Here is a 16,828-nt window from a genome sequence, read left to right on the forward strand (position 1 = left end):
TAAAAAACACAAAAATTTTATCTTCTAAAACAAATTCCAAATAATTTTTAATTCTTAAATTTTAAGTATATTATTAATATAACTAATAAAATAAGGCTGAAAATTATGGATACTAACTTAATTACAAATCTATCTATGCTAGAACAAGTTTTTTTGGACTTAGATAAACTAAATTTCAAGGCACATACTTATATACCATTAACTCTTGATCAAAATAAAACTCAAGAATTACTTGTTAAAAACAAACGTTTATTACTTCGCTTAAATTATTTAAAAATAAAAAAAAGAAAAATAATTAATTCTATTATTTTTTCTTTACAAAATGACTATCTAATATTTAAAGTTAAAAGATTAAAATATTTAGATAAGCAAACAGATATAATTAATTCAAAAAAGATAACTCGACATAGAAAGATAAATAATTTAAAAGATGTTTTAAATAAAATACAAAATGAAAAAATTTCTGAATCATTAATCTTAATACGACAATGCTTAGCTTTTTTATTTGAATCCAATAATTTACATAATTATCAAATTGAATATAAGGATGACCTATTTAACAGTAAGGATTTTAAAATTAATTTAATGGAACTCAACTACCTATCAACCTTATTTTCTGTCAGTGAACTAAATTCATACGTAAAGTTTTTAATATTTAAATATAGCGGTAAAATTGCTAAAAATTTAGAATTTTTTGATGCTCGTGAAGTATTAATTGGGTCTGAAGAAGTGGGATTTTCCGCATTTGCATATAAATTTAATATTAATGACAATTCTTATTGTTATATATCGTATAAAGGAACAGAAGGATCTCTGGAAAATTCCAAAATCAAATCTTTTACTAAAAGATTTGATAATTATATTAATGAAGGTTACAGAGATTGGGCATACAATATTGATGCAATTCTACTTGGTGATACTTCTCACGACTATCAACTAAATTTTGCCAGAAATTTTACTAAAAAAATCATCAAAGAATTGAATCCTAATACTATAATTTATGGCCTTGGACACTCCCTGGGTGGTCACTTTGTTCAGACTATTCAATTATTAGATAATTTGTTTGATCAAGGTTATACTCTAAACTCTGCTCCAATTCAATTAAGACAAATCAAACACTATAAGCCAGATTTATTTGACGAAAGTACATGGGAAAAACTATTTTCTTTAACTTATTACAATACACAAGATATCGAGACTGATTTATTAATAAGGACATATTTAAAAAAAGATTTTAGCGAAATTACCAATGAATGGTTCAGAAATGATTTAACCAGAATATATTTTGGTTTTCCTCATACTTTTTATATGGGTTCATCTAATTATTTAAATACTACAAACTGGTATTATCCATTTAAGTCTAATATTGTGTCATATTTAAAAGAAGACGACATTCAATTATATATTGATTTTTTCGGAGGTTTAATTGAACATTTAAGAAAATCAAAAAATGTAAGAGGTACACAAATTATGTTTAGTATCTTAACGTATTCCTTTCAAATAGTTAAGGAATTATACGGTGTAATAAAAACTGATAAGGCAAAAAATATTTTTAAGGATTTCTCAACTTATCTATATGAATCTAAAATTTTTAAAGACTCCCCTGCTGTGGTACAGGCAAATTTTAAAAAAGAATTATCAAAGCCCATGACTGCTATACGTGTTTTAAAGGGAGAATGGCCATTTTTAAGCAGTATTAACAATGATATGATTGATACTGTTGTTTATTTTCACACCATTGATGGTGCTAAACATTTTAAATAGAAAAAAACATCATTTGAATTAATTCAAATGATGTTTTTTTATTTAATAAATGCAGTTGCTGAACCTGCGATAACAATTAATAATAATCCAATAATAACTGCAGCCATCTCTTTTTTTGTTTTTGATTCTTTCAGTACAAAAATTCCACCTAATGTAGCAAATATTGCACTTGTTTGAGAAAGTACAAATCCAGTAGCCATTCCATTAACATTTTTTTGCATTGAAATTAGCAATGTCAATGCTGCAAAAGCAAAGAAAAAGCCACTAAATATATTTTTATATGAAGTTATATCCTTGAATGGTTTTTCATTTCTCGTCATTTGATATAAGCCATAGATTGTTGCAACAATTACCATACCGATTGCCTGAGGTAAAAAGGCATCAAATCCATTAGCATCGACTGATTGTGGAAATGCGGAATATCCTAAATAACCTAATTCACCAATTAACAATAGTAATATACCTGTAGTTACAACATTATTTGTTGAATCAGATTTTTTACTTTCTTTCCATGCAGTAAGATAGACACCAACAATAATTAATATGATTGCAGAAAAACCTATTAATTTTGATTGACTACCTGCCCAATTACCCTTAAATAATACCCCAAATAATGAAGCTCCTACTAATTGGAACCCAGTAGTGATAGGCATAGTTCTTGATACACCCATGAGAGTAAACACATAAAAGGTTACAATTTGTCCTGCTGCCCAGCATCCACCAGAAATTATACTAAAAATTAAAGTTTTAGTATCAGCCGGAAACCAAGATTTTGTAAAAATCGATACTAGAATAGCGAAAATTAATGTACCATATGCTGTTCCAATAATTTGATTAACTGGCTTTCCTCCAATTTTTCCAACCATAATTGGAAAAATTCCCCATCCAATCATTGGCATCAATCCAATTAATATATTAATTGTATTCATAATAAAACCTTTCTTTCATAAAAATAAAAAAAGATGGAATAATTCCATCTTCTAGAACATACAATTAATTATATTGGTTTAGACCAATATTTTCAACGACAATTTATTAAAAATTTTCATTTAATTGTGGTACAACTTGCTTCTTACGAGATACGACTCCTGGTAAATAAGCAATATTATTTTCTATCTTAGTATTGAATGTTAATTCAAATACACTAAGAACAGAATCATTACCTAAAACAATAGCCTTAGTATCACTTGTAAGTATATTAGTAATTAAAAGAATGAATAAATCTTCATTTTCCACATTCATTTCATTTTTAATTGCTTCTTCAAACTCTGATTGGCGTTTCAATGTATCATCTAAATCAACTGTATTAACTTGATCAATACGTACTTTCTTGCCATTCATATCAAATGTCTTAGCATCCATTTCAACAAGTTCTTTTGCAGACTTACTATCTAGGTTTGTACCAGCTTTTAACATATCTAATCCATATGTCTCATAATCAACACCAGCAGTTCTTGATAAACTTTCTAAGGCAGCTTTATCTTGATCAGTTGTTGTAGGTGATTTTAATAATAAAGTATCTGAAATTATAGCAGACATCATCAAACTAGCAATTTGTGCCGGAATTTCAATTTTTTCTTGATTAAAAAGCTTCCAAATAATAGTACTTGTACATCCAAGTGGTTCTGCATGATAAAATAATGGATTTGAAGTTTCAAAGTTAGCGATTCTATGATGATCAACAACATGTGTTACTTCCACATCAGAAATATTATCAACACTTTGTTGACTTTCATTATGATCAACAAGCATTACTTTATCAGTATCTGCACTCGTTATTACACGAGGAAAATCATAGTTAAAATGATTAAATACATATTTTGTTTCTTCATTTGGATTTCCTAAAGCTACTGGTTCAGTATCTATTCCTTTTTGATTCATAAAATATGAATATGCAATTGCAGCTACAACAGCATCTGTATCAGGATTTTTGTGTCCGAAAACTAATTCTTTTTTCAAAATAATATCCTCCAATAAATTAAATAGTTTTAACTTCTTTTAAACGTGTTAAATAATCTTTTTCATGTAAATACTTATCCCAAATTTTAAAGAAATTATCAATACGTGGGATTTGTTCTTTATCTTTTCTATAAACAAAAGCCATTTCGCTTGTAATATTTGGGTCAAAATGTGCTTGATATCCTTTTATATTCTCTTGGTTTGCAACAACAAAGCTAGTTGGAAGTGCAGTATAAGCTCCTAAATTATTAGAAAATCTCAAGATTTGATAAGGTGATGAGAATCTTGTAACAGCTTCTGGAATATCAACCATTTCATTTTTATATTTTTCTTGAATTAATTCATTTAGATAATAACTCTTTACATATCCTACCCATTCTTTGTCAAGTGTATCTTTTAATTTAACTTTCTTTTTATCTGCTAATTCTTTATTGGAATGGATGAATAACATATCATCATCAATAATTTTTTTAATTTTATAAGGTTTCCAGTTTTTGATGTTTTCATCTGGTAGATACATAATTGCTAAATCGATTTTATTGTTTTCAAGTCTTTCCCATATATCTCGTCTTGTTAACAAATATACATCAACTTGAACATCCGGAACTTCTCTAAAATGATGAGTAACAAACTCTTCAATTACTGAATCTTCCATTGAAGCAAGGACACCAATAGATATTTTTCCACTTGTTGCAGTAGTAGAATGTTGAATTTCATCTTTAGCAGAATTTATTTGTTGAAAAATATCCGTAGTCGTTTTTAATAATGTATGTCCAGCATCTGTTAATTGTATTTTCTTTCCAACGGAATAAAAGAGTGGTGCTCCCAAAGCACGCTCAATTTTTTTTATTTGTTGTGTTAGAGCAGGTTGTGTAATACCAAGCAATTGTGCAGTTTGCGTATAGCTTAAATTCTTTGTTAATTCGATAAAATAACTTAGAGCTTTAGAAGTAAATACATTAGACTCCATACCCTTTTCTTTTGACATAAGTTTTCCCTCTCAGCTTAATTTATATATTTCAATATTTTTATAGATATCATAAGTAATTATAACAATTACACTCTATTTAATAAACATAAAAAGTAATTATTGTTATTTATAATTAATCAACCGATTCGGATACATCATTTTTTAGTTTCTGAATTCTCATAGGCATCCCATCACTATTAACATCTAGGATAAATGTTCCATTAGAATATCTATCAACATTAGGATGTTTAGTCACATCAACTTCAATAATATTATTCTTATCAGTAATTATGTTTATAATATCAGTATTATCAACTAATTCAACTAATTGTACTTCATGTGAATTTGTTTTTAATTCTCTTAAAGTTATTACTCCTCTTCTTGTACGACTTGTAATAGGTATTTCTGATAATTTCATTTGCTTATAAGAACCGCGTTGTGTAACTAATACTATCAATTCTTCTTTTGAACTAGCCAATGCAAAATTAACAATATAATCATTATCCTTTAACCCAACAAATTTGACACCAGCTGCTTTTGCACCAACGATTGGAACTTCATCCAAATTAAAAGCTAATGAATATGATTTTCTTGTAAATACATAGACTAATTGATTACTTTGTTCAAAGTCGATATAAAATGCATGTAACATTTCTGAATTTTCACTATGCATTTTCATTGAAGTTATTGCACGTGATTTATATGTTCTTCCAGGCAGTAAGTCTTTAAAAAGAACTTGTTTTACATAACTGTCATTAGTTCCAAAAACAAAACTTCCTTTTTGATCTAACGAATTAAAACTATATACATCAATAATTTTTTCATCATTGGATAATCCGACTTCTTGCGATAGATGAGCTCCAGTATCTTTCCACCTACTATCGCTTATTTCATGTACTTGTCTATATACAAGATTTCCCTTATTCGTAAATATGAATAAATGATCTAAGGTATCAACTTCTTTATCAAAAATTGGATAGTCTTCTTCTTTTAAGCCATTATCATTATTGTCAGAAGCTGTATATGATCTGACACTACTGCGTTTAATATATCCATCTTTACTTATCAATACACGAACATTTTCATGTGGAATTATTGCACTTTTATCAATCTCAATATTTTGAACTTCGTCTTCAATCTTTGTTAGGCGTTTGTTACCATACTTTTCCTTAATGGACTCTAATTCTTTTTTTATGACATTCATAAGTGTTGATTCGTCATTTAAAATTTTTGAAAGTTTTTTTATCTGAACATTTAACTCTTTATCTTCTTTTTCTAAATCAGTTACGTCTGTATTAGTTAAACGATAAAGTTGAAGTGAAACTATTGCTTCAGCTTGTTCTTCTGTAAATTCAAATTTCTTTACTAAATTATTTTTTGCGTCACTTTTATTTTGGCTCGCACGAATAGTTTTTATAACATCATCAAGAATGGATAAAGCTTTAATTAATCCTTGTACAATATGAAGACGTTTATTAGCTTTATTTAGATCAAATTTACTTCTACGAATAATTACATCTTTTTGATGTGAGATATATGCTTTAAGAATTTGAATTAAGCCAACTTGTTGTGGTCTCATATCATCAATAGCAACCATATTGAAATTATACGAAATTTGTAAATCAGTATTTTTAAATAAGTAGTTTAAAATACCTTGTGCATCTGTATCTTTTTTTAGTTCTATTACGATTGATAAACCTTTTCTATCTGATTCATCACGAACTTCAGAAATTCCTTCAACCTTTTTTAACACTCTTAATTCGTCTATTTTTTTAACCAACACAGCCTTATTTACTTCGTAAGGAATTTCAGAAACTTCAATCTGACTCTTATGCCCACGTAATGGAACAATTTCAGTTTTAGAACGTAATACAACCTTTCCACGACCAGTTTCATAGGCATTTTTTATTCCGTCCTTACCTTGTAAGATTCCTCCAGTAGGAAAATCTGGGCCTTTAATTATTGACATTAATTCTCCTAGTGAAGCTTCAGGATCGTCAATCAATTTAATAGTTCCATCAATTACCTCTTGTAAGTTATGCGGCGGAATCTCAGTAGCGTAACCAGAAGATATACCTGTTGCTCCATTAACTAATAAATTAGGAAATTTTGCTGGTAACACTGTTGGTTCTTCAGCAGTATCATCAAAATTTAATACCATATCAACTGTTTTTTTATTGATATCTTTTAACATTTCACCAGAAATTTTGCTTAGTCTAGCTTCTGTATAACGCATTGCAGCTGGAGGATCTCCATCCATAGATCCATTATTACCATGCATTTCAATAAGAGGTTCTCTTAACTTCCAATCCTGGCTCAAGCGTACCATCGCTTCATAAATTGAACTGTCACCATGTGGATGAAAGTTACCCATAACATTACCAACAGATTTAGCAGACTTTCTAAATCCTTTGTCAAAAGTATTCCCATCTAGATTCATAGCGTATAGAATACGTCTTTGAACTGGTTTTAGTCCATCTCTAATGTCAGGTAAAGCTCGTTCTTGAATAATATACTTAGAATATCTTCCAAATCTATCGCCCATAATGTCTTCAAGAGATAGTTCTTGTATTCTTTGTTTTTCATTTGTTTTTTCCAAAATTTTCACTCACTTTATATTTCAAGATCTAAAGAAGTCTGTGACGTTTGTTTTAATAAGTCATCAACAACTTCCTCATTTTTTTGTGGTTGATCAGAATTAGTTGTATCTAAAATACTTCCATCTTCTTCCAGAGTAAAACGAACATTATTTTCAATCCATGTTCTTCTAGGTGCAACCTTATCCCCCATCAAAGTAGTAACACGACGTTCCGCTAAAGCAGCATCTTCAATAACAACTTTAATTAAAGTTCTATTATCCGGGTCCATAGTTGTCTCCCAAAGTTGATCAGCATTCATTTCTCCCAACCCTTTAAATCTTTGAAGAGAGTACCCCTTACCGATCGTCTTTGTTGCTTGAGTCAATTCATCATCTGTCCATGCATATTCAATTTTTGTTTTTGCTCCATTGCCTTTTTGTAATTTATATAGAGGTGGAAGAGCAATATAAACTTTACCAGCTTCAACAAGGGGTCTCATATAACGATAAAAAAATGTTAAAAGTAGTGTTTGAATATGCGCTCCATCAGTATCCGCATCAGTCATAATAATAATTTTATCATAGTTACTATCTTCTAATTTAAACTCTGGACCAACACCTGCACCAATTGTATAAATCATGGTATTAATTTCTTCATTTTTGAAAATATCTTCTAGTTTTGCTTTTTGAGTATTTAATACCTTACCTCTTAAAGGTAAAATAGCTTGAAACTTTCTATCTCTGCCTTGTTTAGCAGAGCCACCAGCTGAATCACCCTCTACTAAGTAGAGCTCATTTTTTGCTGAATTCTTTGATTGTGCCGGTGTAAGTTTACCTGATAGTAAACCATCATTTTTTTTCTTACGTTTGTCATTTCTGGTATTTTCACGAGCTTTTCGGGCTGCTTCTCGAGCTTCTCGAGCTTTTATAGCTTTTTTCACTAATGTTTGGGCAAATTCACCGTTTTCCATTAAGAAAAAAGTCATTTGTTCATATATTAAATTATCGACTGCAGACCTTGCTTGAGTCGTTCCAAGTTTACCCTTTGTTTGACCTTCAAACTGCAATAACTCTTCAGGAATTCTCACCGATAATACAGCACTTATACCTTCTCGCACATCTGTACCTTCAAGATTTTTACTATTTTCTTTAAGAAGTCCAACTTTTCTAGCATATTCGTTAAAAGCTTTAGTTAATCCTGATTTCATACCAGCTTCGTGAGTTCCACCATCGCCAGTTCTAACATTATTAACAAAAGAAATAATATTTTCCGAATAACCATCGTTATATTGAGCAGAGAATTCAATCTCTATTTCTTGATTCTCACCTTCAAAATAAATAATGTTACCTAAAGTATCTTTTCCTTCGTTTAGGTATTTTACAAATGATTGGATACCGTCTTCAAAAAGAAATACTTCTTGTTTTTCTTTTCCCGGTCTATTGTCAGTCATGGTAAACTTGACACCTTTAAGCAAAAAAGCCGATTCTCTTATTCTTTCTGCTAAAGTTTCATAATTAAAATTAGTAGTAGAAAAAATTGAACTATCTGGCTTAAAAGAAATAGTTGTTCCATTTGGTTCTTTAGTAGTACCAGTTTTTTTCAAAGTACCTACTGGATGTCCACCATTTTCAAATCTCTCCTCAAAAACTTCCCTATCTCTGACTACTCGAACAGTCATCCATTCAGATAATGCATTGACTACAGAAGAACCAACACCATGCAAGCCACCTGACGTTTTATAATTACTTTCAGAAAATTTTCCACCTGCATGCAACACAGTTAATATAACTTCAATAGTTGGTTTGCCAGAAGCATGCATACCAGTGGGCATTCCTCGACCATAATCTTGAACAGTAATACTGCTATCTGAATTAATTGTTAATTTTATGTCATTTCCAAAACCTGACAAAGCTTCATCAACGGCATTATCAACAATTTCATATACTAAATGATGCAATCCTCTTACATCAGTAGAACCAATATACATTCCTGGTCTTTTTCTAACCGCATCTAATCCTTCAAGAATTTGAATAGACGAATCATCATAAGATGATTTTGAATTTGCCATAATAATAATTCCTTCTTTTACTAAATAATCTTTTTTCAAATCACTCAATATATTCTATAATAAATAAAATACTTTATTTAAGTAAATAAAAATTTATGGTGATTAATTTGAAAATTTTAATAAGTATAATTTTATCATACCTTATTGGTTCATTCCCATCAGCTTACGTAATTGGAAAAATATTCTACAAAAAAAACGTTTTAAAGTTGGGAAGTAAAAATGTAGGTACAACAAATGCATATAGAGTTCTTGGACCCATTCCTGCAACTTTTACAATGATTATTGATATTTTAAAGGGTACTTTAGGATCATTTATTCCTATATTCTTGGGAATAACAGACCATCACTACATGCTTTATATTGGATTTGCTGCTGTTTTAGGACACTGTTTTTCTATTTTTATTAATTTTAAAGGTGGAAAAGCTGTTGCTACAAGTGCAGGAATTTTACTTGCTTTTAATCCAATACTATTTATCTTTACATTCGCAACTTTTTTAATTCTAGTACTTATAACTAGTACCGTTAGTTTATCTAGTTTAACGACTCTGACATTTTTATCAATTGCAAGTTTATTCTATAAAGACTTTATATTTTCGGCTATTGCAATTATTGTTACGATTTTTATATTTATAAGACACAAAGAAAATATTAAAAGACTCATACAAGGTAACGAGAATATTCTTGACTTTGGTTTAGTTCATTATTTAAGAAATAAAAACAGCAAATAGCTGTTTTTTAATATTTCAATTTTTTATGAATAATATTTTTTTCATAGTTTTCTTTTAATTCAGGATCAACTACCCTACTATTTTCTAAAAAATTTACTTCTTCAGTTCCTGACTCCATTGCTCGTTTGTAATACCATTTTTTCCAACGTAAGAATTCTAAATTATCTTCTAAATCATGAATTTTTTGTATTAGTTGGGCTTCATGTTTATCCAAAAAATTATACCTATCATTAAGTGTTGAATCACCTTTCATACATAGTTCCATAAAATCTGCTATTTCTTTTATTGGAATTGCAGATTTTTTCATACAGTCAATTACTTCTAAAAATCCTAAGTCAACATCGTTAAATTTTCTTCTTTGAGCAGAATCTCTTTTTATAAATGGCAATAGTCCCTCTTTTTCATAGTATCTTATAGTTGAAGTTGACATATTGGTCTTTTTTGAAATTTCTCCAATTGAATAATTTTTCATAATTTCTCCTTGACTTAAAGTTAAGTTTAACTGTTATTATACCTTTATTATTCAAAAGGAGAAAAATTAATGAAAAAAGGATTAGTAGTAATTACTGGTGCAAGCTCAGGATTTGGATCTGAAATTGCAAAAATATTTAATAAAGATGGCTATCCACTGCTTTTACTTGGAAGACGTATAGAAAAAATTAAAGAATTACCATTGAATTTTGACAATGTTTTAGTTGAAAAAGTAGATGTGACTGATATTTCAGCTTTTGATTCAGCAATTAAAAAAGCTGAAGAGATTTATGGAAAAACAGACTTACTCGTTAATAATGCTGGAATTATGCTTCTTGGTAACGTAATGGCACAAGATCCAATAGAATGGAAAAATATGCTTGATACCAATGTATTAGGAGTATTAAATGGCACAAAGATTGTCTTAGAAGATATGAAAAATAGACATCATGGAACTATCATAAATATGTCTTCAATTGCTGGATTTAAAGCTTTTGTTAATCATGCGGCATATGTTGCATCTAAATTTGGTGTTCACGGGTTAAGTGAAACTATTCGTCAAGAAGTTTCTGGAAGTGGTGTTAGAATTTCATTAGTTGCTCCAGGCGCAGCCGAAACAGAATTATTAACTCACGTCACAGATCAAAATGCATTATCTGATTATAATGATTGGAAAAAATCAATGGGCGGAATTACGTTAGACCCTGTACATGTTGCTGAGAGTGTAAAATTCATCTATGATATGCCTCAAGAAGTAAATATAAGAGAGATTGATATAGCCGCTACTTTACAAGATGCTTAACAAAAAGAATTAACTGAAATTCAGTTCAGTTAATTCTTTTTTATTTTAAAAATCTTATTAATAATTGATCTACTTCTTTATTTTCATGTAATTTGCTATGCTGAGCATTTTTTCCGACTATCATCTTTTCGGTATATGTTTTTGCATTATTTTTTACCAGATATCGTAAAGACATAGCGGATGCATTGCTTACGGAACCGTCTGAATTTGAACCATCATTTTTATTGCCATAAATATTTAATATATCTACTTGATTCTTGGGATAAGAATATTTTAGTTTTAATAACTTCTTATAATTATCATTCATCCAATTTGGTTTTCCGTCTTTATTTAACTTCATTTTATTAGGCTTGTCGTCTCTTGCCAAAATACCATTAAAAGGTCCTGCTATATCGATTTGTTTTTTTAATATAGGTAAATGACTATTTTTTTCATTATTATTTAAAAGATAAAACATAATTGCCATATTCCCCATTGAATGGCCTACCATATCAAATTTTTCAATATGATATTTATCTTGAAGTTTAACAATTACATTTTTTGTCCAATTACTTAAAGTTTCTGACTTTGAATTTTTATTATCTTCAAATTCAATCTCAACTACTGGTCGATAATCACTTCTATTAAAATTACCTAGCAACTTAACCTTCCCATTTTTTTCAACGTTAGCTCTGATAATTGTCTTGGTAATTCCTGCGTTAACTAGACTATTAGCCATTTGTTTTTCAGCATTGTGGCTGCTACCAAATCCATGAAAAAAGAGTATTGGCTCATATTTACCAGGATTTATTATCTTTTGATTAGTATTTTGTCTAACTATTATCCATCCCAGTAAGAAAATAAAAAGTAATATTACTGAAATTGTTACTGTTCTTAATTTTTTCTTCATATTAAATTTGCCATTCCTTTTAAAAAAACAACATTAACTTCTTTTACAGTGATAATATACTTAGAATTATTTTTCGTCTAACATTTATCTTTATTAAGTGTTAATTTACTTATAAGGAGAATATATCAATGAAATATGACTATTATTTTTTATATAATTTCCTATATAAAAAGTTTGGTCCACAATATTGGTGGCCAGCTGATTCAGAATGGGAAATGATGATTGGTGCTATATTAGTTCAAAATACAAACTGGAAGAATGTCGAAAAATCTCTATCTAACTTAAAAAGAAAAACTAATCTAGAACCACAAGTTATTCTCACATTATCACAAGGCGAACTAATTAAACTCATTAAACCAAGTGGCTTTTATATTAACAAGAGCAAATCTATATTTTCTCTTTTGAGATTCTTTAAGCAATATAATTGGAATATAAGATTAATTAATGAGAAATATATATCAACAAATGAACTAAGAAAAGCACTGCTTAATATCCATGGCATAGGTGACGAAACTGCAGATGTTATACTACTTTATATATTTAATAGACGTGTATTTGTAGCAGATAAATATTCAAGAGTTTTGATATCAGAACTTGAAGGAATTGATTATAAAAAATTAACCTATCAAAAAGTTAAATCTATGATGGAATCAGAACTTAATAATATGAATACCATTCAACTTCAGGAATTTCACGCATTAATTGATGAACACAGTTCTGATTTTTTAAATTCTATTTTAAAAAAATAGCTTGTAATCATAAACATATGATTACAAGCTATTCTTCCTTAATGCTCAATTACTAAACGATTTCTGTCATAGCTCGTTTTACTTACTAAATTTAATTGAATAATTAGCATTAAATTCATCATTTTTATTTTTTAAAATCTTAATAGCATATTTCTCTTCAAAATTACCACTAGTTTCATTAGTATCGGCAATTCCCCACCAAGGTTCAATACAAACAAAATTACCCTTTGTTGGATAAGTTGACCATAATCCAACAAATTCAGCATTATCTGAAGAAATTTCAACTCCATAAGAAGTCTTATCACTTTTTATTGATACAGTATTTGTCCCTTCAAGTTCAAATATTAAAGCATCATCTTTAAATAAATCATGACTTATTAAATATTTGCTTTCACTAGTCTTGAAATGGCTTTTAAGATTTATATTTGATGATTCTAAAGGAATTTTATATCTCTCTTCTTCTGGAGAAAACTCAAAATAGTAATCTTCAAACTTAGTATTATTAGCTAACGGAAGAGTAAAACCAGGATGAGCTCCAATTGAAAAGTACAAGTCTTCATCTTTTGGATTAATGACTTGGTAATTTACAAGAACAGAACGTCCACTTAATGTATAGTTTACGTAAAATTCAAAATTAAACGGATATTTTTTCAATGTTTCACTATTGTTTTTTAAAAGTAACGAAACAAAATTATCATTTTTCACCGAAATATCAAATTTCATATCTCTGGCAAAACCATGCTGTCCCATTTCATACTCATTGTTCCCATAAAAATAATGATTGTTTTTTAACTTACCAACAATTGGAAACAACACAGGAGCATGTCTTTTCCAAACTTTAGGATCAGCTTGCCAAATATATTCAACATTAGTAACAATATCTTTAACACTTACTAGCTCAGCGCCATTAGGATCAATAGTTACTTTAATTTCTTCATTTTGTAAAGTTATTAATTTATCCATTTTATTCACCTATAAAATATATTTAGAAAGATCCTTATCAGCAACGATATCTCCAACTTGATCATCTACATATTTTTGCGTAATTGTGATATCGCCCATTTGCATATCTGGTGCTTCATATAGTATATCTTCTAATAATTTTTCTAAAACTGTATGTAACCTTCTTGCACCTATATTTTCATTTTCACGATTTAATTCATACGCAATTCGCGCAATTTCTTCAATTGCTTCTTTTGTGAAAGTTAATTTTATTCCATCTGTATTAATCAAAGACATGTATTGCTTTACTAATGCATTATTAGGAACGGTTAGAATATTAATAAAATCTTCTTGACTTAGTTCATCAAGTTCAACTCGAATAGGAAATCTTCCTTGTAGTTCTGCAATTAAATCACTTGGTTTACTTTCAGCAAAAGCCCCTGAAGCAATAAATAAAATATGGTCTGTATTAACTGGTCCATATTTAGTATTAACTTGAGAACCTTCTACTATTGGTAAAATGTCTCTTTGTACCCCTTCTCTTGAAACTTCACCACTATTTTTTTTGTTTCCCGCAGCAATCTTATCAAACTCATCAATGAAAATTATTCCCTTATTTTGCACTAAGTCGATTGCATTTTGATAAATCTTATCATGATTTACTATTTTGTTGGATTCTTCTTTTATTAATAATTCACGTGCTTCTTTTACAGGAAGTGTTCTTGATACTTTCTTTTTAGGCATTATGTTATTCAACATAGAGCTCATATCTACTCCCATTGTTCCCATAGTATCATTCATTGGGCCAACCTTAGATGTCTCTTCAAGTTGAACTGTTACTTCCTGATCATTTAAAAGTCCCTTATCTAGTTGTTCTTTAATACTTAGTCGTCTGTTTCTAATCTCATCTGTTACTTCTTCTTGATCGTCATCATTTCCTGGCATTTGTCCGTTAGACAAGTTATTTAACATTTGCATCATATCAGCCATGTTATTTTGACGAGTTTGCTTTTTAACACCCGGAGCAAGAATTTTAACTAATTTTTTATCAGCTTCTTTAATAGCATCATTCCGTACCAGTTTAAATTCTTCTTTTTCTTCCATTTGTACAGCAACATCAGTTAAATCTCTAATCATAGATTCAACATCCCTACCTACATATCCTACTTCTGTGAATTTTGTTGCTTCAATCTTTATAAAAGGAGCTTTCACTATTTTGGCTAATCTTCTAGCAATTTCAGTCTTACCAACACCTGTAGGACCTATCATCATTAAATTTTTAGGCGTAATATCTTGTTGCTGATTGGTTGGTAATTGTGTTCTTCTGTAACGATTATATAAAGCAATGGCAACAGATTTTTTTGCATCTTGTTGTCCAATAATATATTCATCTAAATCAGAAACTATTTGTTTAGGAGTTTTTTGTTCGTTCATCTTATCCACCTTAAAATTTATCGGTAATTATATTTTGATTTGTATAAACATCAATGCTAGAAGCAATATTTATAGCTTCTTTAGCAATTTCTTCAGCAGTCATTTCCTTGCTGTGTCTTATCATAGCAGTTGCTGCTGCTTGTGCAAAATTACCACCTGAACCTATTGCAATAACATCTTCATCTGGTTCAATAACTTCACCATTACCAGAAATCAATAAAATATTATCTTCATCCATTGCAATTAATAAAGCCTCAAGCTTTTGTAAGGTTGGATCCTTACGCCAGTCTTGAGCTAACTCAACTGCAGCTCTTTTTAAATTTCCAGAATAACTTTTTAATTTTTCCTCAAACCACTCTTGAAGGGTGAAAGCATCTGCTACTCCTCCTGCAAAACCAATTATTACGTTATCATCATAGATACGACGAACTTTTTGAGCTGTACCTTTCATAATAAATTTTTCGCTCATTGTAACTTGTCCATCACCAGCTATAGCTGTTTTACCATTATTTTTTACTGCACATATTGTTGTCATAATACTTCTCCTTTTTTAAGATCTTGGGAAGAAATTCCTATAATCTTTTTGTAAATGTTCCATTGTTACGTGTGTATATATCTGTGTTGTTGATAAACTACTATGCCCTAAAAGTTCTTGAACAGTTCTTAAGTCAGCACCATTATCAAGCATATGAGTTGCAAAAGTATGACGCAACATATGCGGATGAATATCAGCGGTTAAACTAGTCTTTTTTATTAATTCATCTAGTACATACTCAATTCCTCTAGAAGTAAGTTGTTTACCTTTATTATTGACTAATAAAAACTTATCATCTTCATCTACAGTTTTAAGTAATTTTTTTCTACCATCATTTAAATATATCTTCAAAGCTTTTTTGGCATATTCGCCAAATGGAACATATCTATCCTTATTACCTTTACCATGAACCAAAATGACATTCATGCTCATATCAATTTGTGGCAATGTCAAATTAGACAGCTCACTCACACGCATACCTGTACCATATAATAATTCTAAAATAACAGAGTTTCTTTGTGCAAGTGGTTTTGTTCCCTTAACAGTATTAAATAAAATATCAATTTCTTTTTGATAAAAAAATCTTGGTAATTTACGACCTTTTCTTTTTAACTGAACCAGATCAAATGGATCATTAGTTATTTTATTATTTCTTTGAAGATATTTAAAAAAAGAACGCAGTGAAGAAATTCTTCTTTGAATTGTATCAATAGAATAGTTTTTTTTGTCCATATATTCTAAATAAGCATCGATATCAATATTATTAACTTCACCTAACTGAGTAAACTCACCTTGGTTTTTTAAAAAAACAATAAATTTATTTATATCCTCACCATAAGCTTTAATAGTCTGTTTCGAATAATTTCTATCGACTGTTAAATACTTCAGATACTCATTAATTAATTTCTCTATCAATAAAAAAACCTCCGATTACATGA

The 16,828-nt window shown here is 29.2% G+C and carries 15 protein-coding genes; 4 read left to right on the forward strand and 11 right to left on the reverse strand.

All coding sequences use genetic code 11. The features are described 5' to 3' along the window. Nucleotides 1–105 precede the first annotated feature (105 nt). Nucleotides 106–1,764, forward strand: a complete 1,659-nt coding sequence (locus tag ACUV9F_RS03680; protein WP_446183016.1) for a DUF6792 domain-containing protein — start codon at nt 106–108, stop codon at nt 1,762–1,764. Between the two features lie 38 nt (nt 1,765–1,802). Here the strand turns inward: ACUV9F_RS03680 and rbsU are convergent, their stop codons facing one another. The 5 genes from rbsU to parE all read right to left on the reverse strand — a co-directional run bounded on the left by rbsU (nt 1,803) and on the right by parE (nt 9,340). Then, complete coding sequence (rbsU, locus tag ACUV9F_RS03685; protein WP_446183017.1) at nt 1,803–2,693, reverse strand: ribose/proton symporter RbsU; 891 nt, start codon at nt 2,691–2,693, stop codon at nt 1,803–1,805. Nucleotides 2,694–2,799: 106 nt separating this feature from the next. Further along, a complete protein-coding gene (locus tag ACUV9F_RS03690) occupies nt 2,800–3,723 on the reverse strand; it encodes a manganese-dependent inorganic pyrophosphatase (protein WP_446183018.1) in 924 nt (307 codons plus the stop codon). Nucleotides 3,724–3,742: 19 nt separating this feature from the next. Further along, a complete protein-coding gene (locus ACUV9F_RS03695) occupies nt 3,743–4,711 on the reverse strand; it encodes a LysR family transcriptional regulator (protein WP_446183019.1) in 969 nt (322 codons plus the stop codon). A 115-nt stretch (nt 4,712–4,826) separates the two neighbouring features. Next, on the reverse strand, nt 4,827–7,238 hold the full coding sequence (parC, locus tag ACUV9F_RS03700) for a DNA topoisomerase IV subunit A (protein WP_446184349.1): 2,412 nt from the start codon (nt 7,236–7,238) through the stop codon (nt 4,827–4,829). Nucleotides 7,239–7,306: 68 nt separating this feature from the next. Further along, the gene (gene parE / locus ACUV9F_RS03705) at nt 7,307–9,340 is read right to left on the reverse strand and encodes a DNA topoisomerase IV subunit B (RefSeq protein ID WP_446183020.1); all 2,034 of its coding nucleotides are present in this window, start codon (nt 9,338–9,340) and stop codon (nt 7,307–7,309) included. Nucleotides 9,341–9,438: 98 nt separating this feature from the next. Between parE and plsY the strand changes: the two genes are divergently transcribed. Then, a complete protein-coding gene (gene plsY / locus ACUV9F_RS03710) occupies nt 9,439–10,068 on the forward strand; it encodes a glycerol-3-phosphate 1-O-acyltransferase PlsY (protein ID WP_446184350.1) in 630 nt (209 codons plus the stop codon). A gap of 7 nt (nt 10,069–10,075) precedes the next feature. On the opposite strand, the gene ACUV9F_RS03715 is transcribed toward plsY, so the two are convergent. Then, on the reverse strand, nt 10,076–10,540 hold the full coding sequence (locus tag ACUV9F_RS03715; protein WP_446183021.1) for a MerR family transcriptional regulator: 465 nt from the start codon (nt 10,538–10,540) through the stop codon (nt 10,076–10,078). Nucleotides 10,541–10,609: 69 nt separating this feature from the next. Here ACUV9F_RS03715 and ACUV9F_RS03720 point away from each other — a divergent pair, with 69 nt between their 5' ends. Continuing rightward, nucleotides 10,610–11,341, forward strand: a complete 732-nt coding sequence (locus ACUV9F_RS03720) for an SDR family oxidoreductase (protein WP_446183022.1) — start codon at nt 10,610–10,612, stop codon at nt 11,339–11,341. A gap of 40 nt (nt 11,342–11,381) precedes the next feature. Here ACUV9F_RS03720 and ACUV9F_RS03725 read toward each other — a convergent pair whose 3' ends face one another. Then, a complete protein-coding gene (locus tag ACUV9F_RS03725; RefSeq protein ID WP_446183023.1) occupies nt 11,382–12,230 on the reverse strand; it encodes an alpha/beta hydrolase in 849 nt (282 codons plus the stop codon). 128 nt (nt 12,231–12,358) lie between these two features. On the opposite strand from ACUV9F_RS03725, the gene ACUV9F_RS03730 reads away from it, so the two are divergent. Further along, the gene (locus tag ACUV9F_RS03730) at nt 12,359–12,979 is read left to right on the forward strand and encodes an endonuclease III domain-containing protein (RefSeq protein ID WP_446183024.1); all 621 of its coding nucleotides are present in this window, start codon (nt 12,359–12,361) and stop codon (nt 12,977–12,979) included. A gap of 78 nt (nt 12,980–13,057) precedes the next feature. Here ACUV9F_RS03730 and ACUV9F_RS03735 read toward each other — a convergent pair whose 3' ends face one another. The 4 genes from ACUV9F_RS03735 to xerC are packed head-to-tail and all read right to left on the reverse strand — an operon-like array spanning nt 13,058 to nt 16,802. Then, complete coding sequence (locus ACUV9F_RS03735; RefSeq protein WP_446183025.1) at nt 13,058–13,942, reverse strand: aldose 1-epimerase family protein; 885 nt, start codon at nt 13,940–13,942, stop codon at nt 13,058–13,060. 9 nt (nt 13,943–13,951) lie between these two features. Beyond that, nucleotides 13,952–15,355 carry an ATP-dependent protease ATPase subunit HslU gene (gene hslU / locus ACUV9F_RS03740; protein ID WP_446183026.1) on the reverse strand — a complete coding sequence of 468 codons (1,404 nt, stop codon included), beginning with the start codon at nt 15,353–15,355 and terminating at the stop codon, nt 13,952–13,954. 10 nt (nt 15,356–15,365) lie between these two features. Next, nucleotides 15,366–15,890, reverse strand: a complete 525-nt coding sequence (gene hslV / locus ACUV9F_RS03745) for an ATP-dependent protease subunit HslV (protein WP_446183027.1) — start codon at nt 15,888–15,890, stop codon at nt 15,366–15,368. Nucleotides 15,891–15,905: 15 nt separating this feature from the next. Continuing rightward, nucleotides 15,906–16,802 carry a tyrosine recombinase XerC gene (gene xerC, locus ACUV9F_RS03750; protein ID WP_446184351.1) on the reverse strand — a complete coding sequence of 299 codons (897 nt, stop codon included), beginning with the start codon at nt 16,800–16,802 and terminating at the stop codon, nt 15,906–15,908. Nucleotides 16,803–16,828 lie beyond the last annotated feature (26 nt).

The sequence above is a fragment of the Daquilactobacillus linshuiensis genome, assembly GCF_052828685.1.